Genomic DNA, 24,390 nt, shown 5'->3' with positions numbered 1-24,390 from the left:
AAGTATTAAACAAGCAATGGAAGATAAAATTAACGAACTTGGCCCAAGTACTGTCTCAAAAACATTCTGCCGATCCAAATATTTTAACTGTGTTTGATATACGACCGAGTAGTATCCCTCTCGGTAAAAAGGCTAAATTTGTAGAAGCCATTGAACGTGCTGTAAGTAATGGAGACATCTCAAGAATTTTATATCCTGGTAATAGTACAGACCCAGCCTATCATATTGAAATAAAAGTTAAAAACTGTACACTAAAAAAATATAACTAAAATGAAAAAAATACTATTGACTTTATTGGTTTTAGGATCTTTTTCTTGCAAGAAAAAGATCGAAGCCAATGTTAACACGAATAACATTGAGCCTATTAAGATTAATAATGAAGAAAAATTTCAAAGCATTAAAATTGAATCTATAAAATCTAAACATAACGAGATTAAAAGTGAACTCCATTTTGGAGATAATTATGATTTTGAGATTAAAATTGATAATTCTAAAAATCTTGATATTCTGGCATTTTGTAAACAAAATTTTCATGTTATTTTGGATGATAAAATTAAAGATAAAGATGTATTAAAAAGTGTTTATAAAAAGTTAGAGACAAATGAAATAGATATTGAAAAAGATCCAGTTGGATTAAGACTAGGAACATCTACTAAGCTTTATGATAGTGTTGAAATAGAAATATATCTTACAACCAGTAATATTTTACAAATGAATTTAAAATATTATACCCCACTCTAATTGAAAAGATTTAGATTTAAAATTAGAAGTTCAGTAACAAACATCCCCAAAGCTTGCAAAAGCTTTGGGGATGTTTGTTTTAGTATCTCTGATATAGGTATCAATAAGGTCGAAAGAGTTTTCTTTTTGTAAACACCTAATGGTTCTTGGGAAAAAGTTGATCCTAGTCTTTATATTGCTGGCGATATTAATACTACAAACGGTAAAATCACAACTGATTGCGAATAAAATATATAATTATGAAAAAACTAGCATTAATATGTTTGATATTATTTAGCTGCTCTAAAAGCAAAAAGACAAGTATTAAAACAGAAAATTTAAAACAAGGTGAAGTCGCCACAACCATTATTGACACACCAAAAGTAAATATTACTAAAGCTGTTAACCCTAAAAGTAATATTCCATTTAACATTTTAAATGAAAATATTAAAATTAATGGACTTACTTTAACTAAATCAACGATAAAAGATTTAGAAAGTAAATTAGGAAAGCCTAATAAAGTTGAAAAACTAGAAAATTTTTATGGTTCAGGAAATGGTATCCATTATAAATATTATTATGGTGAATCTGTATTTGATGTATGGGATGGTATACTTCACAAGTTTTTTATTGTAGATAATAAATTTATAATTCAAAATGAGATAAAGGTAGGAAGAGATTTCAATGATTTGAAAGTATCTTTTCCTGATTCATTTACACAAAATTTATCTAAAAGACCAGAGCATTTAAAAAAATATAAAAAATGCATGTTTGTCAGCTTTTTTGGAGATGAGGATGGTGTGTTTTTTGCGGGAGATAATTTAATAGAAGCTATTTACTCTTCATCTAATTAGACCCCTATCACTCAGATATGATAGATCGGTATTAATTGTATTCCGTACGTATACAGAGTGTAAAATAATAGTTATAAAAAAACCGAAGCTTTTTTAAAACTTCGGTTTTTTTACATTATATGTCCCGTTCTAAAATAGCATTGCAATCAAATATTTACAGAGCAGTTATGCTAAATGCTTTTGATAAGAATAAAAAACGTTTCTATATATTATTTGATAGTCACAAAACAGAACATGGCATTACATTTCAATTGCTTAAGGATTTTTACTTAAGAAAAATATATTGCGAAAATTGTAATAAATGATTTAAAATTACAATTCCCTAGAAGTGAGTTTTTTTTTACAACACCCTAACCCCGTGCTTATACTTAGCAATCTCAACACCATTACCTAAATTTCCATAAATAATAGCGGTTTCATATTTTCCTTTAAAAGTCTGGTTGATCATTTTGGTTAATCTGCGTATACCAAGTGCTTTATTTGGTTTGGCTTTGGCATGAGATTTATCAAAAGAATAAAAAGTGCGTATGTTTCCATCGTAAAACCAAATGATGCATTTTGTTAATGAACTGTTGGATGAATTCATAACGTAAACAAATTTCGATGTAAACATTGTTCATAGGCATTTAGGAGCTGTTTATCCTTATATTTTGATAGGCGTTTACATTGTAAACGATACAGCTCAAAACGTGTTTTAAACTTGTGTTTTCCTTGTCCTTTTTTGTGTTGTTTCCATTCGTGATCCACAGCTTGAATTAGCAATTGATTTCGAATTTCTTTCTTTTGATGCTCTTGCTTTACATACCACGACCAAGTTTTATCAAATCCGTTTTTGATATTATTTTCATTAAAATATAAATGCGGTGCTGGAATCCAATGTTTTGGATTTCGTTTTAACCACCTAGCCACCATATCCATTCGCTTTAAAAGCATTTCTTGATAATTCTCCCATTGTTTTTTATTTCCTTCCAGTTTGAATCGCTGAAAAACGGATCGCCAAATGTGATTTAAAATTTCGGTGTTTTCGGCCTCTGTAAAAACTTGGCTTGGATAGAGGCTCTTTTTTGAATAACCCCAAAATTGGCGCACTAATTGTAGTAAAAAAGCGCGTTCCACTCCATTGACCTTGGTTTGATCTTTCGGAGTGAAAATAGCGCTTTCCTCCTTGTTCTTGTCATGTTCTTGAGGTGTTCCTGTAGCGGAGCTAACAAATACTTCCTTTTCTTTTTTTTCTGGCTGTTGTGGAGTTATCAACTTATCAACAGGGCTATTATTATTTAAATGTTCTTGTTGTACATGAACTAATGGGTGCAAATTTTTCACTCTTCCCTTAAAAAAAGAGGCTAAAGGTGTTATTTGTTGAGTCTTATCATCTACTTGTGTGGATATCTTTAGCTTATTTAGCACTACAGGATTGATCTTTAATTCCACGCCATCTGCTCCTCGGTGTATGTCTTCTATTAAAAAACCTGATTGGAGCAAACGTTGTTTGTGGTTTATTATAGTGCGAACCGTGCAACCTTTGCAGGAAGCTAAACTTGGATTATACGTTTTTAAACCTGGTAAGCGCTCTGCAATGCTTATTTCTATTGCAGACTTATTAATTTGTTTGGCATACAAGCGGATTATTAATTCTGCGGTAGCTCTATGGTTCGCGTTAAGCCTATCTGTTAGTTTAGGTTGCTTTTTGTTGTACTGATCAATATACTGCTTAGTATTTTTAAAAACAGTTCCAAAATCAAGATGCATTTTAGGGGTAGGAGCAATATGGTTAGGGTTCATAAACAAAAGCTTATTTGACAATGGTTAAAATTTGTGTAGCAAGCTACTTTTCTATAGTTTTTATATTTCTGTTTGTTATGCTTTGGAGCAGAATACTTCCTGTTTATTTAGTATTCAGGGATATTTCTATTCAAATAGTTCAGAATACTTGTTTTAGAATATTTAATAATTCTTCCCGATTGAGAAAAAATTAACTCGCCCATATCACGCAATTCTTGCATTTTGGTTTTACTTTTTACACCGAGTAGTTTTTTGGCTTCGTCGGTACTAATCCAATCTTGTGCTGGGTCGGCATTTCGAAGGGCTTCTTCTTTGGCATTTTTAATAATGGAATGCATTTGTTGCATTAATTCTCTTTGTAGTGCCTTGTATGCTTCCGATTCAAAAACGATTACTTCCATGATGTTTTTTATTTAAAGGATTCTTATTTCTGTTTACAGCTTTTTGAAGCTTGTTTTGTTATTTTGTGTAAATAGAAACATTAACAACATGCAAAAACAGTGGGAAGTCATGGTACCACCCCTGTGTTAAAAGAAAGAAGTCTTGTTTTAAAGGACCCTGCGAATGAAATTAAATTAAACTTTTTTTTATTTAGGAATTTATCGACCTTTAAACTCCTAAATAACAGCATAAAACTTCCCCAAAATGCCACCTCCAATTTTGACAGAATCAATAAAAAAGACTCCCCTATCGGAAGCTTTTAGTGCTTTTTTGATAGAAAAAGAATTTCAAAATTTACATGAAGTGGTTATACTTGGCGTTTCCCGACTACAAAATATGCCGGGATTTACTGTTCATTTTATGGAAGAATTACTCAACATATTAGATGAGCATCAGTGTCTTCATTTACTAATTGAAGATTAATTGATAGTGATTTATTAACTAGTAGTAAGTTATAAACTATCCAATTTACTCAACATTTGCTCCAACAAAATCTGTATACTTTTCTTATTTGATGCTGTAATATCATAATAATTATTACTCAAACTTTTTGGTGATATAGCAGCTGCATTTTTAGACTTTATAGTATTGGAAATACCTCGAAACATTGTGGATTTAGACGCGCTAATTAATTTAGTATCCTGAAGTAGTTTGAGGACTAAAGCTATCTCACCTACTGATAAATCAATACTTATTTTTGAATTTAAGATAGTGCCATTTTCTGTTTCTTTAACTGAAGGAGTGAGTATGGAAAGGGTTTCAATTTCATGCTCTAACCACTCAATACAAAGCACGTGTAGTGGCTTTGATTTTTTGTTATAACTACATTTTGAACACACTTGCATTTGATTGTAATGCTTTAAGCGTTTATGTAAATACAATAACTTATCTGTCCTGGAGGAATATCTATTCAGATTAGAGCGAAAACTGGTAAGCAAATAATGGAATACCCCTATTCTGTTAAAATTAAATTGCACTAATACTATCAGTAATTCTGCCTCGGTTTTGTTTGTAGCATGGCAAATAAAATTTTCTAGTTTTGAAAAGAAAGCCTCACAATAAGTCATTTGTGAATATGTGAACTTGGTAAAATCATCATTTAAAAACCGATGCAATACTTCGGTGATCTGAGTTATTATTTTGGGACTGGCATTAAAATGTTCAATGCTTCGAAGAATATTCAAGGCAGGCACTTTGTATTTCTCAATAAACTGTTTTCGTTGTTTGCAAGGCACTACAATATGCTCATCCAAATAATAATTAAAAGTATTCTCCAGGTAGTCATGCAATGAAACAAAACTTTGATAAATAAGCTTGTAAATATCCACCACAGTTTTAGATTCTGAAATAGTAAATACCGTTTTATGATCATCGTCTGATAAGCATTGTAGTCTAATTTTATCTAAATGGGTTTTGATGTATACTTGGCATTTTTTAATCAGCTTTTTAATGGATTGTTCATCTTCCATTTCGACAAAAACTTGTTGATATAACCAAGATTTAAAGTTTCCGATATTGTTTTTTAGCAGCAGTTCATAAAATCGAAATTTAATATCGTAATCATTTAATTCAAATAATTTACAACAATCATCATAAGCCAGATTGTCTTCGATATAATTTTTGTATTCTGCTAATTGTTTTTCATTTATTGTTGGTGAAGGGATAAGGTCGTCATGGAAAATTCGATAAAAAACATGAAGTTGCTTCATTCAGTTAGTCGTTTAGTTGGTTGTTTTTTATAGGCACCAAAAACTAAACCAAAAATAGATTCCTTAAACGTTTCCGGGATAATAATATAACTCTATTGATTACGAGTATATTACAAGTATTGTTGCGAATTGATCATAAAAATTCATAAAATACTGATAATCAATAATTAAAATATTTATTTACCTGGAAATCAATTAACTGTAACAATAGACAGGTGAAATTATTTTTTGAAGAATTAAATATTTTATCGGCGGGTTCGGACAAGATTAAAAAACAACTAATTTGAAAAATATTCTTTTTTAGAGTCTCCTCTTTCTATTTAGCAGCTATTTATTGACCCTATTATAGGAAAATGTTTAAACTATGTTTAAACCGCACAAAAAAAGCCGACTCGTTAAAGTCGGCTTATCCTATGTTGTGCGGGCGGGGAGACTCGAACTCCCACGCCGTGAAGCACTAGATCCTAAGTCTAGCGTGTCTACCAATTCCACCACGCCCGCTTTAAAATGCTAACAGTTTACTTAGGACTACTGTTTTGCGAGTGCAAATATAGGAATATTTTTCTATTTTGATAATAAAAAATAAAACTTATTAAAGTTAAACCCGAATTATGCATTGAAACTTTGTCATGAGGCTGTGATATTCAATAAATACTAGTGTTTTCTTAATTTCAGCATAGCACCGTTATGGTTAAATTAAAAAATACAGTTTTCGATAGTATTTGAAGTAGATCGCAGACGTAATAGATTTTTTAATGCATAATTCGGGTTAAAGTTCGTTTAGGGCTTCTTTTTGTTTTTTGGTCAGTTTTGAAACTACTAAATCATACGAATGATCAACTAATTGATATAGGATTTTATCTGGAATACTACCTTGGAAATCTACGGTGTTCCAGTGTTTTTTATTCATGTGATACCCCGGGGTGATTTCTGGGTAGTGTTCCCGGTATGTAATAGCTTTTTCGGGATCGCATTTTAAATTAATTTTTAAAGGACGACTATTTATATTTCCTAAAGCAAAAACTTTGTTAAGCACTTTAAATACCAAAACGGCCTCATCAAAAGGGAAGGATTCCGAGACCCCCTTTTTGTTTAAACAGTAATTCCTGTAAGTTTCAATATCCATAGTGCTAATTTTAGTCGATAAGGATTTGTTTTTTGTCAGGCTCCTCTATATTGGCAAGCTCTAAGGCTGTATAATCAATTTTCCAGCCTATGGATGCCGCTAGGCTTTCTGCTAATAGTATGGTTTTTAAAGCCTCTTTTCTTGCTTCGTTAATTAGGCCACTCTGTGGTATTTTATCAATAATGTATTGTTTGGCTTCTTTATTAATTTCGGTTAAATCATTTGAAGTAAACGGATTTAACCAGCCTTCCTTTTTGTCATAGTATTTAAAATCTGTTTCAATAGTTAATAACTCTGGTTGCGGAAAATGGGTGAGTTTTAAGGTTTTTGTTTTTGAATCCGATTCTATGTTTATTTTGGAAAGGTTAAAGCCTACATGTGCCTTGGCGTCAATTAAAATGAGTGCTTTCTTTTTTCCTAATAGCACATCAAAAAATTTTTCTTTTACACTTTCGTAATGATAAATTTCGGCAAAATCACCCTCAACAGAAATTAATTTACAGACTTGTTTTATTTTATCTTTTAAAACAACAGCTTGAGTTGCTGTGCGCTTTTTTTTTCCAACCCATTGAAAGCGCGCAAAAATAAGGTAAGCTAAAATAGTACCTGCAATAAGTCCTATAAAAAGTAATTCCATAAATTAAAGTTACAAAACTATTACTATTTATTGTTTAGCGCATAAAGTACTGGTCTACTTGGACTAGCATCATTAACAAAAGGAGCAATCTGAAGATTGAGTAAATAGGTGCCATCAATAATTTGATCGGGGGCATAAATTAACTCAGTAATCGTAGCCTGCTTACGTGTGTTTTTTGGGAATTTCCAAAATGCTTTGTGTGCCAATAATTTTCCGTTATCTCTTTCTTTATCAACAGAAGGGAGGTCAATTAAAAGGTGTTTGATATCTAAACTAGCTATGTAAGCAGCGGCTTCCTCAGTTAAATAAGGCCAATTGGTATGGTTGTATTGTTGTGTTTTTTTAATGTTAGAATTTGGAACAGTACGTATAATAATAGCATCTTTTCCTTCTAATTCATCAGCATATTCTTCTAATTGTTCTTTATTTATTTGTCGATCCTCCCCAACTTTTATAGGAGCAACACTAATAAGTTCAGCAATAAAATGCGAAGTTGTTAAACTATGGAGTATGTTGTTTTTTTTCGAGGTTATATGGCCTACACATTCTGTATGAGTTCCATGAGCGTGTGGATTAAAACTAATATGGTTAAAGTTAACAGGACCTCCTTCGGCAACAGAGCCTACCCATTCTTCTTCTTCATTGTATTCGGCTTCAATAACTGGTGGCGGTATATACCAAGCATTTGGGTTTTCAACACCCGATTGTAATGCAATTGAAATGTCTAAAGGGAGGTTAGTATCTGCATGATATTCTTTTCCTCCAATACTAAGTGTAATCTTCATAAGAAGTAAGTTGAAATGTCTAATTTAGGAAGAATAAATCACTTGCAATACCATCGCCTAAAAATTTTCCTTTTTTTGTTATATGTAAATGTTCGTTTTTTATTTCTAGCAGTCCATTTTTTAAATGTGCTTGGCTTTGATTTTTAAGGTGTTTTAAGTAATGTTGACCAAAGTCGGTGGCTATTTTTAGTAATGAAATACCCCAAATAGTACGTAGCCCAGTCATTATATATTCATTAAAACGGTCGGTTGAGGTTAAGGTTTCAGTTTCAAAATTGCGTTTGTTGGATTGTATTCCTTTAATATATAAGGTGTTGTTTGCAATATTCCAGCTCCGATGTATGCCATCAAATGAATGCGCCGAAGGTCCAATGCCTATATATTTTTTACCTTGCCAATAGGCGGTATTGTTTTGGCTAAAGTAGTTGGGTTTGCCAAAGTTAGAAAACTCGTAGTTGGTATAGCCTTCTTTTTCTAATGTAGCTGTTAATATTTGATAATGCGCTTCTGCAGTAGCGTCATTAACAGGGGCAATAGTGCCTTTTTTAATTAACTTTTCTAAGGCAGTATTTTTTTCAACAGTAAGGGCGTAACTGGAAATATGAGGTAAGCCTAAAGCGATCGTAATTTCTAAGTTTTTTTTCCAACGTTCATTACTACTCATTCCGGGAATCCCATAAATTAAATCTATAGAAATATTAGTGAATTGTTTTTTTGCTATTTGTAAACAATTTAGTGCTTCTTGAGCATTATGTGCTCGGTTCATAAGCTGTAAGTCTTCCTCAAAAAAGGATTGTACTCCAATGCTTAACCTATTTATTTTAGTGCTAGCTAAATCGGTTATTTTTTCTTCGGATAAGTCATCGGGATTGGCCTCAAGAGTGATTTCTGGATTTTTTGAAACATTATAATGGGTATAAATTGTTTCAATAATTTGATTAATTTCCGATGTACTACAGACGGAGGGTGTACCTCCTCCAAAATAAATAGTCTGTATGCGATCATCGTTTAATTCATGCTTTCTTAGTTTAATTTCGGAACATAAGGCAGCTATAATGGCTTCCTTTTTTTTAAAAGAAGTAGAAAAATGAAAATCGCAATAATGACATGCTTTTTTGCAAAATGGAATATGAATATAAATGCCTGAAATAATCGGTGTATTTATTGCAAAAGTATACTTTGATACTTGCTAAAACAAGTTTAACCCGAATTATGCAATAGCACTTCCATACGGAATAGAATTTCTACTATATAATTCGAGTTGAATAACTATTATTGGTCAATTCTGTTATTCAGGAATTAATACGATTAACGAATAAATATTTCGTATAAATATCTTGTTTCTTTTTTACAATTCATGCGTTAAAAAATGAAAGAATAACTAAGGCTATTTTTTAATTTTTTGCCTTTGACTAGCAAAAAATAATTCAACATATTTATCCGTTAATCGTATGATTTAATGAATCCAAAAAAACTAATAGTATAAAAAAACGGTGCTATCTATAATCATTAGATAGCACCGTTTTTTGATTGTTTATTTGTAAAGAAATATTCTTTAAAAAAGTTATGAAGCTTTACGGTTCTGTTTAGCCAATTCAATTAAATCGACATCATTACCCAGTAACACTTCGGTTGGGTTGATACGACCCTCTTCAGGACCATTTTCAAGTTTTAATACACCTCTAGGACAAACCGCAGAACAAATACCACAGCCTACACAGCTCGAACGTACAATGTTTTCACCTTTTTGAGCGTAAGCACGGACATCAATACCTTGTTCGCAATAAGTTGAACAGTTACCACATGAGATACACTGTCCTCCATTAGTTGTAATACGGAAACGAGATTTAAAGCGTTGTACCAACCCAAGATAAGCGGCTAACGGACAACCAAAACGACACCAAGTACGATTCCCAAAAATAGGATAAAACCCTGTTCCGATAACTCCAGCAAACCAAGCTCCTATAAAAAAGCTGTAGGTATCTTTTATCCACTGTGACTTAATACCAATAAATGAATCGGCTCCCGAAAAATAACAGTACAAAGTAACCAATGTCATAATTAGCGAAAGTGCTAATACACCATGAATAATCCAGCGTTCAGTTTTCCATGCTAAAAGGGATTTGTTGGAGTTTTGACGGTAGGGATCACCTAAAGTTTCGGCCAATCCTCCGCAACCACATACCCATGAACAATACCAACGTTTTCCAAAGAAATACACCATTAAAGGAACAACTACTAAGGTAAGAACAATACCCCAAACCAATATAAATAATCCAATACCACCACTACTTGTTAAACTCTTTAAATTCCATTCAAAAAAGAAATCATAATCTAAAGGGAATGCATTCTTGAAGTCGTAACCAGGCATACTTAAGCTAGTCATAATTTCAGGAATCAAAAAGGCAAATACAATTTGAAAGAACAATACCGATGTTGTTCTCATGATTTGATATTTATTATGGCGATATTTGATATACATACGTACACCCATAACAATCATAATAACACAGTATAAAAATCCATACACAAACCATTGACTTGCTGGCCCTCCGTTTAAAGCTTTGCTAATAGGATCTAAGATAAAGGTCCAATTGACTACATAATAAGGAGCAAAGTAAAGTAGTAAGTAAAATATAACTAAATAGATCATAACACCCCAGGCGATCCAGCCCCGACTAGTAGCTGCATTGTGATAAATATGATCATTTTTAATTCCGGGTTTCCCTAATAAAATAAGGTTTGGCAATATAAATAATAGAGCTCCAATAATACCCATTCCAAAAGTAAGCCACCATAATAAGCCTCGATTTTCAACAACGAATCCTTTTCCAGATTTTTTAGCTAAGTCGTATGTTATTCCTCCAACATTACTCACCTTGTATTGGAATTGTTCTCCTTTTTTATCCCAATTTTTTTCTGAGTCATATTTTTCAATTAATGCATCGTAATAACTGTTTGATTTGTTTATAGCAGTTTTAATCGCTGAAGAAAATGCAATGCTATTATTGAATTTTGTATCAGAAATAACAGTGAGTAATTCTTTCTTTAATAGTTCACTTTTTATTCCTTTAGTTTCTATAAACTCATTTATAGTGCTTTTAGAAGCCTTAAAATCTCCCAGAAATAAAGTGGCTGTAAAAATGCTTAGTGCAGCAATAAAAATTGCTAGACCTGTATATTTAATTGCTTTCATGTCTTTTGATGCTTATTTATTTATGCAAAAATGCGTTTCCAGCTTTTTGATTTTACTTTAAGTTGTTTATTGTTTTCGCTATTGTATTTAGCTACAATTTCTTTTTCGTATTGACTATAAAATTCTGGGTCAAAATTGGCGTCCTTTAAATGTGTTAAAACATGATCCACGGTTTGTTCTTGGGTAAGCCATCGGTCAAAAATTTCATGTCGCATTCGGATCCCGAATGTGTTAATACCTATAAATTTGTTGGTATTTTTATTAAAATTGATGTTAATGCATTTATTTCCATCGGCATGTTCCCAATAAAAATTGGTTTCACCATCCTTGGGTTGTGCCCATACCCAACCATAGGTTTGGTATTCGATATCTAAAAATTTAGCACTGTTAAACCAATGTCCGGGATTATATTTAGTTGGTGTGCCACAAATTGTTCGTGCTAAGGCTTCCCCCATCATACGACCAGTATACCAAACAGCTTCTATAGGTCGGCGTTGGCCAATGCCTTCGTGTTGTTCGGCACAATCACCAATGGCATATACATTTTTAATATTGGTTTCTAAAAAACGATTTACTTTAATACCGCGACCAGTTTCTATAGCAGATTCCTTTAAAAAATCAATATTAGGGGATACACCAGCGGTAAGTCCCACTACATTACATTCAATTTCTTCGCCAGTTTCGGCAATAACAATGCTTTTTACATTTCCATTCCCGTCATCTTTAATTTCTTTTAGGTTTACACCTAAGCGTAGGTCAATATGGTGTTCTCGAATGTGTCTATTGATCATATCGGATTCCCCGGCAGGTAATACGCCATTCCAAAAACTATCTTCTCTAACTAAAAATGTTACTGGGATATCTCGCGTTAATAGCATTTCTGCCATTTCAATACCGATCAATCCGCCTCCAACTATTACAGCGCGTTTGCAAACTTTATTATTAGGAGCGTTTTTTTCAAGCATATCCAAATCTTGTTTTGAATATAAGCCTTGAGCACCGTTTAAATCTTGTCCAGGCCACCCAAATTTGTTAGGTTTTGATCCTGTAGCAATAATTAGTTTGTCATAATTTAAGATGCTATTATCTGAAAAATGAAGACTACTCGTAGTGGTATCCACATGCTGAACAAATCCCTTCTTTAATTCGATACGATTTTTTTTCCAAAACCAATTTTCATAGGGTTGGGTGTGTTCAAATTTCATATGACCCATATAGACATACATAAGTGCTGTACGCGAAAAAAAGTAATCCGTTTCAGTAGAGACTACTGTGATTTTTTTATCAGAAAGTTTTCTGATATGCCGAGCAGCAGTAATACCCGAAATTCCATTGCCTATAATGACTACGTGTTCCATAGTTGTGAGTCTTAATTTATTACTGTTATTAAGTTAGGGAATATGTCGATAACAAATCACAATACTTAAAAAGTAGGAGGTAATTTAGAAAAATTATAAAGTAGGTGACTTAAGTAATTTTATCCTCGGGCTTTCGACAAGGACGTAATCATGTAGGAACATTCTCGACTTATGCAAGGATGGTTTTTAACAAACTAAATATGATTTATATGGATATGAAGGCTAGAGTTTTTTTAGTAGTATTACTCACTAGTGTAGTGTCATCTTTTGCTCAAGGACTAAAAATAAATGAGTTAAGTTTTTCGGGAAATAAAAAAACAAAAGCTAGTTTTTTGTATCGCATTGCAAAAGTGAAAGTGAATAGTGAGTTAGATAGTTTAAAAATTCAAACAGATATTGAACGTATTAAGCGATTGGATGGAATAGCACATGCCACTTACACTGTTGAACAACTAAACGATGGTTATAAAGTAAACTATGATTTAAAAGAGAATTTTAGTATAATTCCTGGATTGCGAATTGGAGAGGCGAATAATGGAGATTTTTCATTTAGGGCTTCGTTATTCGAATTTAATGGTTTGGGACGGAATATTATTTTTGGAGGTTTTTATAAACGAGAAGTATTTAACTCCTTTGGAATATTTTTAGAACATCCTTATTTGTTTACTAATAAGTTGGGTCTAGGGTTTAACTATCAGGATGACAGTACGCAACAGCCTATTTATTTTCCAGATCAACAAGTGAATTATATTTTTACCAGAAAGGGACCAGAGGTGACCCTTTTTTATGAGCATAATTTTAATAATCGTTTCGAATTAGGGGCTAAAATTTTTAATGAAAGTTATAAAGTGATTCAAGGAGATCCCGAGAATGAAGGAGTAACAGATTTTGTAGAACCGGAGTTAGATAAGGCTTTTATTAGAGGATCTTATGAGTATGTAGATATCGATATTAATTACCAAAATTTATCTGGAGTTAGAAATTTTACGGATGTTAGTTATTTTATAGGAGGTGAAGGTTTTTTACAAACAGAATATATTATAAATAACACCACGCAATTTTATAAAAGAGTTGGTACACAAGGGAATTTAGCAACTCAATTACAGTTGAAATTTAGTAATCCGGTTGATGATACTCCTTTTGTGCCACTTACAATAGATAATCAATTAAATACACGCGGAGTTGGTAATACTGTTGATAGAGGAACAAGTTTGATTGCTTTAAATGCAGAATACAGGCATACTTTACTAGAAAAAGGGTGGTTTGTAATACAAGGAAATACTTTTTTTGATGTTAGTGGAGTGCAAAGGCCTAATAAAGATTATGGAGATATTTTTGAAAAGGAGACTTTACGCGCTTATCCAGGTATTGGAGTTAGATTTATACACAAACGGATTTTTAATGCAGTAGTTCGTTTTGACTATAGTGTCAATATTACTGGGAATGGGGATAATGGTTTAGTATTTGGTATAGGACAGTATTTTTAATCTGGACTTGAAACAAGATTATTTTTAGAATCTAGAATGAACACGATAAAAAGTTATGCTTTGGAATTTCAAAGCATAACTTTTTTTAGGGAATATGTTTGATATTCGAAATCGTTTTCTTACATGCGTAGTAAATAGATTACAGAAGAGGGTATTTTAGTGAAAGATTAACAATTAAGATATGTATTTTGGACAATAACTATCTAATTTAGAGTTGGGTAGGGCTTTCATCAACACTGTGAGTCCTTGAATTCTCAACTTTAATTAATTAAATATTTATGTCATGAAAATGCAATTAAAAATTACGCAATCAAGTAGGCTTTTTACTAAAACATTATTTTTGTTATCCTTTTTAATAGGATTTAGTTCTTATGCAACCGTGTCTTCATCAGAGGAACAAGGTGCCAATTTTGATCCTAATCGACAGTTTACCATTACAAATAATGGAAGTGGTGAGTTGGCATCAATAGATTTTTCTGAGCGTTCACGTTTTTTAGGTCAAGCTGGTAGGTCTATAACGCAAACACCTTTTACCAATGTGGGTGATGGTTTGGTAGCTAAAACAGCTCGAAGTGTGTTAAGAACAGCACGTACCAAAGATTTTCAGACTTGGAGATTAGTTACTGTTGGGAACAATACAGTACAAATAGTAAATGCAGTGTCAAACAACGCAATAGGAGTTGATGGAGCAAACTCAATACCATTACAACAAGCAGTAAATAGTAGTAATCGAGGACAATTATGGAATGTTGAAGGTTCTGGAAATGCAACTCGATTTAGAAATGTACTTACAGGGAAGTTCTTATCAGTGAATAGTGATAATAGATTAGTGCAACAAAATTCTTCAGGTTTTAATACCTCTCAACAATGGTCGGTATCAGCTTTTGTTGAAGCAACATCGGTGAGTTTAATGGTAGCTCCAAATCCAACTAGAGGGAGACGTACTACTGCTTTTATAACCAGTAACGTAGCAATTAATAATGTAACAGTTAGGGTAACAGACCAGTTTGGTGCTGTTATAGCATCAAGAAACGTAAATCTTAAAGTAGGCGTAACAGAGGTTCCACTTAGCTTAAGAAGACCCACTAGTAGAAATCCTACGGGTTATGTTGCTATAAGATTAAGTAATGGTGAACAATTAACGTTTAAAAGTATAGTTGTTAGGTAGTCTAACACAGATGGAATTGTAAAAAAGGGAGGGTTTTCATAAAAAAACCTTCCCTTTTTTATGAAAATTAATGAAGGTTTATCTAACATTTTTTTTATAATAAATTACTAAACGATCGGTAGGGACACCACACCATTTTTTTAAATACATCATCCAGTAATGATATTGTAATTTGGCAATACCATTTTCGGTATACCTGCGGGATGATGAGGTAATTGATTGTTGGATGACTACAAATTCATTTTGTTTGTATAATTTTCGAATTAAACTAAAATCTTCAAAAATAGGATGTAATTCGGGAAAGCCTCCGAGTTGGTTAAATAATTCTTTTTGTATAAATAATGATTGATCTCCGCCTCTAAAAAATTTTAAATTAAATTGGGTAAACCAACCGGCCAAGCGTAACCACCAGTGCGTGTGATCAAATTTCATTTTAAAACAACCTGCTAAGTTCTTTTTTGAGATTTCATTGTATATAAGTTGATCAAAAAAGGGAGGAGGGTAACTGTCGGCATGTAAAAAATACAAGATTTCTCCTTTGGCATGCTTTGCTCCAAAGTTCATCTGTGCTCCACGTCCTTTAGGTGAATTTAATAAAGTGATGTTGTTGTCGCTACTAAAGTTATTTTTTACTAGCTGCGGTGTGTTATCGGTACTCCCGCCATCAACTACTAAAATATGGGTGTTTGTAGGCTGTTTAAGGTTGTTTTTTAAATAAAAAAGCAACTCATTAATATGAGCTGCTTCATTATATACGGGTATGATTATGGTTAATTTCAAGGCTTGTTTTTTACTATGGCAAAAATACTATTATTTTGTTGCGTTTATTGACCAATCGTAAGACTTGTATCCTCGTTCTTTTTGTTTGTTAATATTTACTTTTGAATATTGATTGATAAAGTTGATAACCGTTCCGGATTTTGCTTTAAAATCTTTTTTATACCAGTCAAATAATTTAGAAACATTTACAGTGTAGTCTGTAATGGTATTGTAAAATGGATCATTAATAAATTCGGTAGTTTGACGTTCTAATAAACGCTCTAAGTTTTCGGAAGTATATGGGATTTGAATTAGCCTTGGGCATGAGGCCGAAGCACAATTTATAGCAAAATGGATTCTTGGTTCGTTGAAATTTCGTAAAATTTCATGCTCAACTTGACTTAAATTCATTGATTTACCATTAATAATAAAGAATTTTTGTTTCCAAGGGTTAGTTATATTTTTAATACTGGAAACGGGGTAATTGTTTACAATTAATTTTACGGTAAAGGCATTATAGACATTAATCCAATAGGATATTTTGTCAGATTCGCTCCATGTACCATCAATTCTAGTGTTCGATAAAAGTCTTAAAAATTCGTTGAATTTTTTTATGTCATTTTGGAAACCTTTATAGTTAACTTTACCTGTTGCAGAAACATTTTTTTTCAATAAAGTGCTCCAAATTTGGTAGTTAACTTTTGAGGTTTGCTTTTTGTATTTTGAATTTGTTTTAGCTTTTGGAGTATAGGCTCTTATTGAGTATATAGGGTTTTTTATATCGACAGAAGCCAGTCTGTTTTCTTGAGCATTTAATTGAATAAAGGCGAAAAAAACAAAAAGAAAGGCAGGTATGGTATTTGTAAATTTCATATTAATTTCTTTTTTATTATTCTGTTTAGTCTGTCGGAAGTGACTTTCAATTATTACACCAAATTTAATTTTGTGTTCAACTTTTGAGTAATAAAATTTGATAAAAAAACAAAATGCGAACAATAAGCATTGTCCGCATTTTGTGCTATTCTTAGTGTTTAGGTATTAGCAACACCCTCCACCGTCATAGTGGAAAGTAGATTCGCTAAAATAAATATCATCACGCCCCAAAGCTTTTAATGCAGCGGCAGTTTTGTCGCAAATAGCTAAAGGTTGATTTTTTAATAGGATATGTCCTTTTTGGTCATCAAAATAATCGTTGTCACCGTAATAAATGGCTGCTTTTCCTGTAAAAATACAAGGACCATCTTCGGGCATTGGATCTTTTATGGCAGCTACTTCAATGGATTCAATATAAATTAGTTCATCTGTTGGGTAGTTTTTTGGATCAAGAATACGGTAGGGTTTACGTGCTCTAATTTCAATAGTTCCAAAGCCAACATCGGTTAATGCTTTTACGTATTCGGCAATTGGTAAACTTCCGCTTAAGCATAAGGCACGTAGGCGCTCATCATTTCGTAAGGTATCGTTCATGGGTTGTTCGCAAGTTGGATCACTCATTACTAACCTTCCGTGTGGTTTTAAAACACGGTACATTTCTTGAATGGCGCGTTTAAGGTCTTCGGCTTTAAAAATGTTGAATAAACAGTTTTGAGCGGCTACATCAATGCTATTGTCTTCAACAGGTAAGTTGAGTGCATCTCCTTTTTTTAGATCAACAAATTCACTTTTAAACCAATCGTTACTAGCTTCGGCTTCAATAAAGTTTTTACGCGATGCTTCCAGCATTTCATCAACAACATCAACACCAACTACACCTCCTTTTTGACGGTTAAAGTATGAAAATTGTAATAACTCCATACCACCACCAACACCTACATATAGCATTTTAGGGTTATTTGAAAGATCACGTGCGTGTACAGTACTTCCGCAGCCATAATTCATTTCCTGCATTATTTTAGGAATTGTAAGTCCTGGAAGCTCCCAAATAGGGTTAGTTGTACAACATAGTCCTACATCTGGTGTAAGAGCGGCTTCTTTATATACATCGTGCGTGGTATCTAAATAACTCATATTCTTTTTTTTTTGAGTTAGGGATTGAGGCTTTGTTGGAGCTCTTTATTTTTTGGAAAAAAATAAAAGCGACTGCCGAAAGCCCGACCCTGATTTTTCATCAGGGGAACTCCCTAATTGTTATAATTCGGCAATTAATTTTTTAAATAATGTGATCATTTGCGGTTCAGCTTTATGCGCCATTTCAATAATTTCATCAATATTAACTGGTGCTAAGTTGTCTGGGTCGCATTCGTCTGTTAGCACGGATACGGCTACAACTTTTAAATCTAAATGATTGGCTACAATGACTTCAGGAACGGTACTCATTCCAACGGCGTCGGCGCCAATAATTTTTAAGAAACGGTATTCGGCTCTGGTCTCTAGTTGTGGTCCAAAAACAGACGCATATACTCCTTGATGGAGTTGAATGTTTTCTTTTTTGGCAATCTCCTTTAGTTTAGTATTTAAATTTTTATCATAAGGAGCACACATATCGGTAAAACGTGTTCCCATTTGCTCTACGCCTTTAAAGGCCAGGGGGGAGTTTCCTTGTAAATTAATGTGATCATCAATTAACATAAGCTCTCCTTTTTTAAAGTTGAGGTTTATGCCTCCCGCAGCGTTTGAAACCAATAAGGCTTTTATACCTAATGCATTCATTATGCGTACTGGGTAGGTGACATCCTGCAAGCTGTAACCTTCGTACAAATGAAAACGGCCTTGCATTACCACTACTTTTTTGCCCTTTATGCTGCCGTAAATTAGTTTTCCTTTATGGAATTCTACAGTAGCTGTTGGGAAATAAGGGATGTGGTTATAACTTATTTCTATGGGATCTTCAATATGATTGGTTAGTTGTCCTAATCCAGTTCCCAGTATAATTCCAATTTCGGGCTTGTGAAATCCCTTACTAATAAGGTATTCAGCGGTTTCGTTAATGAATTTAATCATTTGTTACGTATTTTATAAATGGTTTAAAAGCGGCTACCTCCTTAATGTCGTCTAAATAATCGACATCATTTTTAGGGGTTAGTTGCTCAAAACTATAACTTTTTAAATTATTTAATGTGTCATTTAACACCGTATTGGTTCCCCAGTTTTTATTTTTAAATATACTAGGAATGGGTTGGGAAAGTCCTAATAAATAAAAACCGCCATCGGTTGCAGGGCCAATTACAGCATTGTTTTGTTGTAATTTGTCAAAGGCAACTTCGATATCTTGTTGGGTAATATCATATAAATCACTACCAATAATAATGATATGTTGGTATCCATTTTTAAAACCTTCATTAAAGGCATATTCCATTCGTTCTCCTAAGTCGGGTGTGTTGGGTTGCAATTTTTTTGAGTAGTCATTACTATCCCACATGTCATTTTTACCCAAGGATTCGGAATACCAAACTTGCTTATCTACGTTTAATTGCTGTGTTACTTTTTGAGTATAATTTACTAAAAATATATAGATGTCTAATGCATTTTGTTGACCAATATCCGCTGCTAAACGTGATTTAACTTTACCCAATTCGGGGTTGCGAGTAAAAATAAGGAGTAAATTTTTAGTTTTGGGGGTATGCATACGTGTAATTTTAGTTAAGCTACGGTTCCTTGACAGCTGCTGCCAGCTCCAGCGGTACAACCATAACAATGTTGTGAAATTACAATGTTTCGATTGTTTAATAGGTCTTCATTATAGTCGCTAATATGTTTGATTTTTGAAGCAACTCCTAGTCCAAGCATTTGATTGAAATCACAATCATATAAATACCCATCCCAACTTATCGAAATGGTATTGGTACACATTACGTTGCTTACTGCAGCTGGGTTATAGGCTTCAACAAGGCTATACATGTAATCCTCATAATTTTCGGATGCAATTAAATAATCCAAAAAACGAGAAATAGGTAAATTGGTTATAGCGAATAAATTATGGAATTGAATAGTAAAATCTTCGAGCAAGGCCTTTTTAAAGTCCTTTTCCATACTCATTTGATCTCCGGGTAAAAATGCGCCAGAAGGATTGTAAACTAAGTCAAGTTTTAGATCACTACCGGGCATACCATAACCCCTTTCGTTTAATTCCTGCAGGGCTTTAATGGATTTGTCAAAAACACCATTACCACGTTGCTTATCTGTTTTTCCACGTGTCCAATGTGGCATGGATGAGACTACGTGTATGTTGTATTTTTTAAAAAAGTCGGGCAAATCATAATATTTTTTATTGGCTCTAATAATAGTTAGGTTAGAGCGGACAATAAAATCTTTGATTCCAGCTTTTGCGGCCTCTTCAACAAACCATCTAAAATCGGGATTCATTTCGGGAGCACCACCGGTTAAATCTAGTGTATGAGCTCCTGTATTGCGTATGACATCCAAGCATTGCTGCATGGTTTCTTTGGTCATTATTTCCTTTCGGTCGGGACCAGCGTCTACATGGCAATGTTCGCAAACTTGATTGCACATGTAGCCTAAATTAATTTGTAAAATTTCGAGCTTTTTGGGCTTTAAAGGAAATTGACCTATTTCAGCTATTTTTTCTTTAAAGGTGGGCAGTTCTCCATTTTTAAAAATTCCATTACTTAAAATTTCTAGTTGGCGTTCCGCATTTGCAAGTTCATTTTTTCTTTTTTGTAAAGAAATTGTAGCCATAAGAGGGGAATTGAATTTGAATTACTAATTTGAAGGTAAAATTGATGAAGAAATTACATGGAAAGTTTGTCGTACTTATTCATCATTTGTACTCCATGTACTAATGTAGCGCCAGATTCAATGGCAGCACCTGCATGGACAGCTTCCATCATTTCTTCTTTGGTAATACCTCTCTGTAAACCATCTTTGGTATAAGCATCAATACAATAGGGGCATTTAACCACATGTGATACGGCTAATGCGATTAGTGATTTTTCACGCGCTGTTAAGGCTCCTTCCTTAAAAACGTTTCCATAATAGTCAAAAAATTTATCGCCTAGTTCTTTATTCCAATCGCTAATTTTTCCAAACTTTCGTAAATCCGCAGGGTCGTAATAGTTACTCAAAGTATACTTGTTTTAGTTATTAATCGTTTTACATTAAAAAAGCTTACAATTAGTAGTAGTAAACTTTTACTAAAGTAAGCAAAGTAAGGAGTTTTTTAATGAGCAATGATGTGATTTTAAAATTTGCGAAAGTGCGAATTGATTTAAATTATTAAATAAAGTTATTTATCGGTCTCAGGAATAGCTAAGAATAGTACAAAGAGCTATTAGCTTTTGGCTTTATTTATATTTACCAAAGTGCTAATAGTTAAGAGCAAAAATGGATGTTTAAAAAGATGGTGACTTTTAGTCGTGAAGGAAACTATCTACTTGAAGTCCTTCCATAGTACATTATTATATGATTTTAATTAAAAATGAGCGAGTGTTCATTTTATGTGTTGATTTTTTGTTAATTTATTAATGTATTGTTGTTTGTTGGGGCGTATTTTTTTGTTTCTTTAAAAAAAGAAAAAAGGGGTAGGGTTAATTGACTTTGTAACGTTATATCTGTAATTAAGCTATGGTTTTTAAGCCAAAACAAGAGGGAGTATTATGAGAGTTAAAATTTTAAAGAGGAATTATATCTATATATTGATATCAATTATTGGATTAGTATCCTGTGATAGTAAAGATGAACTAAATATTGATTGTGCGCTTTTTAATGAAATGAAAGTGGTGGTGACTCCCATTAAAGTAGAAGAAAAAATAGTAGAGCTTTTAGCTTTTATGCCAAGTAATGAGGATTTTTTAAATTTAGATTATAAGTGGTATATAAATGATGAATTACAATCAAATGCACCTACACAAAAGTCGTTATTTCAATATGCATTTACAAAAAATGGCGATTTTAAAGTTTGTTTCGAATCTGCCAAGGCTAATGCGGGTGATTGTAAATTAGAAAGGATTTGTGCAGATGTAAGTTTCGATTCCTTTAAAGAGGAAAAAGAAAAAGAAAATGAAGATAGCTTTTGTGACTATATTGAGATAGTTGATTTTCATGTGTTACAGTCAGGTAAAGAGGCACATATAGTTTTAACGGCACTTACCGATGCTACTTATACATGGACTGTTAATGGAGAGGAGCTTTCGGGCGAAGAATTAGATGCTTTTCAGGTAGATGGTGAAAAAGAAAATGATTGGGAGGCATATATTGGTTTACAAGAAAATAAAAAGAACAAAATTTCTATTGTGGTAAATTCTCCATCGCTTTGCGCAGAAGGAAAAGAAGTTTTTGTAAATGTAGATTTATCAGTCGATTTAGTTGGAGTAGGGGGCTAAAATAACCTTTTATTTTAAGGGGGGGTAAATTTTTATGTTGAGCACATAACACATATTATTATATAACAAAGACTGCTTTTCAAAGCAGTCTTTGTTATATAATAATACGAAATTCTTATCAGTAAATCGTATAAAATAATATAGTAAGTTTAAGCTTCTTCCTCTTTGGTAAATTTAATTGCTGCAACAATTTTTTCTTCTAATTCTTCCATTAATTCTGGATTGTCCAAAAGTAATTTTTTAACAGCATCTCTTCCTTGTCCTAGTTTTGAATCCATATAGCTAAACCATGAACCGCTCTTTTTAACAATTTCATAGTCTACACCGATATCAATAATTTCACCAACCTTGGAAACACCCTGTCCGTACATAATATCAAATTCGGCAGTACGGAATGGAGGAGCAACTTTGTTTTTAACTACTTTAACACGGGTTTTGTTACCCATAACCTCTCCGTTACTATCTTTAATTTGAGTGGAACGGCGAATGTCTAAACGAACTGAAGCATAAAACTTTAAAGCATTACCACCGGTTGTCGTTTCGGGGTTTCCGAACATTACTCCAATTTTTTCACGCAATTGGTTAATAAAAATAACAGTACAATTCGTTTTGTTTATTGTGGATGTTAGTTTACGTAATGCCTGTGACATTAAACGCGCATGGAGTCCCATTTTAGAGTCTCCCATTTCCCCTTCAATTTCACTTTTAGGGGTTAATGCGGCAACAGAATCAATAACCACAATATCTATAGCGCCAGAACGAATCAAATTATCGGTAATTTCGAGTGCTTGTTCCCCATTGTCTGGTTGTGAAATCACTAAGTTTTCGATATCAACACCTAATTTTTGAGCATAAAAACGATCAAAAGCATGTTCCGCATCAATAAAAGCAGCAATACCGCCTGCTTTTTGTGCCTCGGCAATAGCATGTAAAGTCAAGGTGGTTTTACCAGATGACTCAGGTCCAAAAATTTCAATTACACGACCACGTGGTAACCCCCCTACGCCCAAGGCAAGATCGAGACCTAAAGATCCTGTTGAAATCGTATCAACTTCAACAATTGCAGCGTCTCCCATTTTCATTACGGCTCCTTTTCCGTAGGCTTTATCTAATTTGGCAAGGGTTAATTCTAGGGCTTTTAATTTAGCATCTTTCTCTTTATCAGCACTCATACACTTTATATCATATTAATTTCAAAACAAGGCTAAAATACAAATTTAGCCATCGATTTTAATGCATAGTATAATGTTTTTATGAAGTTTTAAATATTAAAGCAATGTTAAAAAATTAGGGATGCTAAGGATTAAAATGTTGTACTTAAACCTGCATTATATATTAGAACTTCGTTACGAGTATTGAAAGTTCAATAAAATCGAATATTTTCTTGATTGCAGCATAGCAGTCTTATGGTTAAATCAAAAAATGCAGCAAAGCCTTTGATTTTGTAGAGGTTTCGATATGGACTAGATTTTTTAATGCATAATTCGGGGTAAATAACACAAATTGTAAAAAACTCAAATTAATTTAAAATCATGAAAAAGGGATTTCTGGAGCATTCGTGCCTCCGACAAATGTAACGTGTAATGATTTGTTTTTAGATCTTGCACCGGCTTCTAAAGGAGCGGCATTTTTAGAAATTAAGCCAAGAGTGGGAACAGAAATATCAGAAAAAGTAACAAAAATAGTTTGGAAAATTAATGGAAAAACCCTGACAGATTCTGAAGTGTTAGCGCATAGTGTTTTAGCAGTAGTGCGTGGTGATTATAGTTTTTTAAATTATTACTTAGGTTCTGGTACCCATAAAGTGGAAGCACTTGTAACCTCACCTAATATTTGTCCTGGAGGAATAACTTTAAATGGAAAGGTGGTTATCCCATAATTTGATAGGGCAAGGTTTTTTGTTAAATAGTTGTAAAGCGCGTGTATATTGGGAATACACGCGCTTTTTTAATTTAGAACGCTAAAATTTTAAAAAAAATGTAAAAAAAAAATAGGGTAAAAAGGAATGTGGGGGTTGTGTTTAAACAGAATATAAATTTCAAAAAACTAAATTAAAAATCATGAAAAAGAACATTTTATTCGGATTTTCA

General features: G+C 32.9%; 26 protein-coding genes and 1 tRNA gene. 8 read left to right on the top strand and 19 right to left on the bottom strand.

What is annotated here, in order from left to right:
• The 3 genes from KQA_RS0216725 to KQA_RS0216715 all read left to right on the top strand — a co-directional run.
• The coding region (locus KQA_RS0216725; RefSeq protein ID WP_010182715.1) for a hypothetical protein at positions 1–269 on the top strand (269 nt) is incomplete at its 5' end.
• A gap of 1 nt (position 270) precedes the next feature.
• Entirely contained in the window at positions 271–741 is a 471-nt protein-coding gene (locus KQA_RS0216720; protein WP_010182714.1) for a hypothetical protein, read from the top strand.
• A 239-nt stretch (positions 742–980) separates the two neighbouring features.
• On the top strand, positions 981–1,574 hold the full coding sequence (locus tag KQA_RS0216715; protein WP_029209646.1) for a hypothetical protein: 594 nt from the start codon (positions 981–983) through the stop codon (positions 1,572–1,574).
• A 340-nt stretch (positions 1,575–1,914) separates the two neighbouring features.
• On the opposite strand, the gene KQA_RS0216705 is transcribed toward KQA_RS0216715, so the two are convergent.
• The 3 genes from KQA_RS0216705 to KQA_RS19205 all read right to left on the bottom strand — a co-directional run bounded on the left by KQA_RS0216705 (position 1,915) and on the right by KQA_RS19205 (position 3,757).
• A complete protein-coding gene (locus KQA_RS0216705) occupies positions 1,915–2,160 on the bottom strand; it encodes a hypothetical protein (RefSeq protein ID WP_029209645.1) in 246 nt (81 codons plus the stop codon).
• The gene (locus KQA_RS0216700) at positions 2,157–3,356 is read right to left on the bottom strand and encodes a hypothetical protein (protein WP_010182709.1); all 1,200 of its coding nucleotides are present in this window, start codon (positions 3,354–3,356) and stop codon (positions 2,157–2,159) included. Before KQA_RS0216700 ends, KQA_RS0216705 begins: the two co-directional genes overlap by 4 nt.
• 107 nt (positions 3,357–3,463) lie before the next feature.
• The gene (locus KQA_RS19205) at positions 3,464–3,757 is read right to left on the bottom strand and encodes a helix-turn-helix domain-containing protein (RefSeq protein ID WP_010182708.1); all 294 of its coding nucleotides are present in this window, start codon (positions 3,755–3,757) and stop codon (positions 3,464–3,466) included.
• Positions 3,758–4,001: 244 nt separating this feature from the next.
• Between KQA_RS19205 and KQA_RS0216690 the strand changes: the two genes are divergently transcribed.
• On the top strand, positions 4,002–4,220 hold the full coding sequence (locus KQA_RS0216690) for a hypothetical protein (protein ID WP_010182707.1): 219 nt from the start codon (positions 4,002–4,004) through the stop codon (positions 4,218–4,220).
• A 29-nt stretch (positions 4,221–4,249) separates the two neighbouring features.
• On the opposite strand, the gene KQA_RS0216685 is transcribed toward KQA_RS0216690, so the two are convergent.
• From KQA_RS0216685 to KQA_RS0216650, 8 genes are all read right to left on the bottom strand, one after another.
• On the bottom strand, positions 4,250–5,506 hold the full coding sequence (locus KQA_RS0216685) for a hypothetical protein (protein WP_010182706.1): 1,257 nt from the start codon (positions 5,504–5,506) through the stop codon (positions 4,250–4,252).
• Positions 5,507–5,925: 419 nt separating this feature from the next.
• Positions 5,926–6,007 (bottom strand) — tRNA-Leu (locus KQA_RS0216680).
• Positions 6,008–6,275: 268 nt separating this feature from the next.
• A complete protein-coding gene (locus KQA_RS0216675; protein ID WP_010182704.1) occupies positions 6,276–6,632 on the bottom strand; it encodes an MmcQ/YjbR family DNA-binding protein in 357 nt (118 codons plus the stop codon).
• A 10-nt stretch (positions 6,633–6,642) separates the two neighbouring features.
• Entirely contained in the window at positions 6,643–7,269 is a 627-nt protein-coding gene (locus KQA_RS0216670) for a DUF4230 domain-containing protein (RefSeq protein WP_010182703.1), read from the bottom strand.
• A 23-nt stretch (positions 7,270–7,292) separates the two neighbouring features.
• Complete coding sequence (locus KQA_RS0216665; RefSeq protein WP_010182701.1) at positions 7,293–8,054, bottom strand: cyclase family protein; 762 nt, start codon at positions 8,052–8,054, stop codon at positions 7,293–7,295.
• Between the two features lie 19 nt (positions 8,055–8,073).
• Complete coding sequence (gene hemW / locus KQA_RS0216660) at positions 8,074–9,204, bottom strand: radical SAM family heme chaperone HemW (protein ID WP_029209644.1); 1,131 nt, start codon at positions 9,202–9,204, stop codon at positions 8,074–8,076.
• A 414-nt stretch (positions 9,205–9,618) separates the two neighbouring features.
• Positions 9,619–11,250, bottom strand: a complete 1,632-nt coding sequence (locus KQA_RS0216655) for a 4Fe-4S binding protein (protein ID WP_010182699.1) — start codon at positions 11,248–11,250, stop codon at positions 9,619–9,621.
• A gap of 20 nt (positions 11,251–11,270) precedes the next feature.
• Complete coding sequence (locus KQA_RS0216650; RefSeq protein WP_010182697.1) at positions 11,271–12,608, bottom strand: NAD(P)/FAD-dependent oxidoreductase; 1,338 nt, start codon at positions 12,606–12,608, stop codon at positions 11,271–11,273.
• Between the two features lie 209 nt (positions 12,609–12,817).
• Here KQA_RS0216650 and KQA_RS0216645 point away from each other — a divergent pair, with 209 nt between their 5' ends.
• Both KQA_RS0216645 and KQA_RS0216640 read left to right on the top strand, forming a co-directional pair.
• Positions 12,818–14,095, top strand: coding sequence for a POTRA domain-containing protein (locus KQA_RS0216645; RefSeq protein WP_232285915.1), 1,278 nt, complete (start codon positions 12,818–12,820; stop codon positions 14,093–14,095).
• Positions 14,096–14,378: 283 nt separating this feature from the next.
• Positions 14,379–15,263, top strand: coding sequence for an RICIN domain-containing protein (locus KQA_RS0216640; protein ID WP_010182693.1), 885 nt, complete (start codon positions 14,379–14,381; stop codon positions 15,261–15,263).
• Between the two features lie 78 nt (positions 15,264–15,341).
• Here the strand turns inward: KQA_RS0216640 and KQA_RS0216635 are convergent, their stop codons facing one another.
• The 7 genes from KQA_RS0216635 to KQA_RS0216605 all read right to left on the bottom strand — a co-directional run bounded on the left by KQA_RS0216635 (position 15,342) and on the right by KQA_RS0216605 (position 21,043).
• Positions 15,342–16,043 carry a TIGR04283 family arsenosugar biosynthesis glycosyltransferase gene (locus tag KQA_RS0216635; RefSeq protein WP_010182692.1) on the bottom strand — a complete coding sequence of 234 codons (702 nt, stop codon included), beginning with the start codon at positions 16,041–16,043 and terminating at the stop codon, positions 15,342–15,344.
• 30 nt (positions 16,044–16,073) lie between these two features.
• Positions 16,074–16,895, bottom strand: coding sequence for a DUF547 domain-containing protein (locus KQA_RS0216630; protein WP_010182691.1), 822 nt, complete (start codon positions 16,893–16,895; stop codon positions 16,074–16,076).
• Positions 16,896–17,060: 165 nt separating this feature from the next.
• A complete protein-coding gene (gene arsM, locus KQA_RS0216625; RefSeq protein WP_010182690.1) occupies positions 17,061–18,029 on the bottom strand; it encodes an arsenosugar biosynthesis arsenite methyltransferase ArsM in 969 nt (322 codons plus the stop codon).
• A 120-nt stretch (positions 18,030–18,149) separates the two neighbouring features.
• Positions 18,150–18,962: a purine-nucleoside phosphorylase gene (locus KQA_RS0216620; protein WP_010182689.1), complete on the bottom strand. Its 813-nt coding sequence runs from the start codon at positions 18,960–18,962 to the stop codon at positions 18,150–18,152.
• Positions 18,955–19,587 (bottom strand): TIGR04282 family arsenosugar biosynthesis glycosyltransferase, encoded by a 633-nt coding sequence (locus tag KQA_RS0216615; protein ID WP_010182688.1) that lies wholly within the window; start codon positions 19,585–19,587, stop codon positions 18,955–18,957. Before KQA_RS0216615 ends, KQA_RS0216620 begins: the two co-directional genes overlap by 8 nt.
• Before the next feature lie 14 nt (positions 19,588–19,601).
• The gene (arsS, locus tag KQA_RS0216610) at positions 19,602–20,657 is read right to left on the bottom strand and encodes an arsenosugar biosynthesis radical SAM (seleno)protein ArsS (RefSeq protein ID WP_010182687.1); all 1,056 of its coding nucleotides are present in this window, start codon (positions 20,655–20,657) and stop codon (positions 19,602–19,604) included.
• A 53-nt stretch (positions 20,658–20,710) separates the two neighbouring features.
• Positions 20,711–21,043 (bottom strand): arsenosugar biosynthesis-associated peroxidase-like protein, encoded by a 333-nt coding sequence (locus tag KQA_RS0216605; RefSeq protein ID WP_010182686.1) that lies wholly within the window; start codon positions 21,041–21,043, stop codon positions 20,711–20,713.
• Positions 21,044–21,574: 531 nt separating this feature from the next.
• Here KQA_RS0216605 and KQA_RS0216600 point away from each other — a divergent pair.
• On the top strand, positions 21,575–22,300 hold the full coding sequence (locus KQA_RS0216600; RefSeq protein WP_010182685.1) for a hypothetical protein: 726 nt from the start codon (positions 21,575–21,577) through the stop codon (positions 22,298–22,300).
• A gap of 149 nt (positions 22,301–22,449) precedes the next feature.
• Here the strand turns inward: KQA_RS0216600 and recA are convergent, their stop codons facing one another.
• On the bottom strand, positions 22,450–23,472 hold the full coding sequence (gene recA / locus KQA_RS0216595) for a recombinase RecA (protein WP_010182684.1): 1,023 nt from the start codon (positions 23,470–23,472) through the stop codon (positions 22,450–22,452).
• A 416-nt stretch (positions 23,473–23,888) separates the two neighbouring features.
• Here recA and KQA_RS0216590 point away from each other — a divergent pair, with 416 nt between their 5' ends.
• Positions 23,889–24,179: a hypothetical protein gene (locus KQA_RS0216590; RefSeq protein ID WP_010182681.1), complete on the top strand. Its 291-nt coding sequence runs from the start codon at positions 23,889–23,891 to the stop codon at positions 24,177–24,179.
• Positions 24,180–24,390 lie beyond the last annotated feature (211 nt).

The sequence above is a fragment of the Aquimarina agarilytica ZC1 genome (assembly GCF_000255455.1).
Taxonomy (GTDB): Bacteria; Bacteroidota; Bacteroidia; order Flavobacteriales; family Flavobacteriaceae; genus Aquimarina; species Aquimarina agarilytica.
Note: the sequence above shows the minus strand (reverse complement) of the source record. Positions and strands in the feature narration are given on the sequence as shown.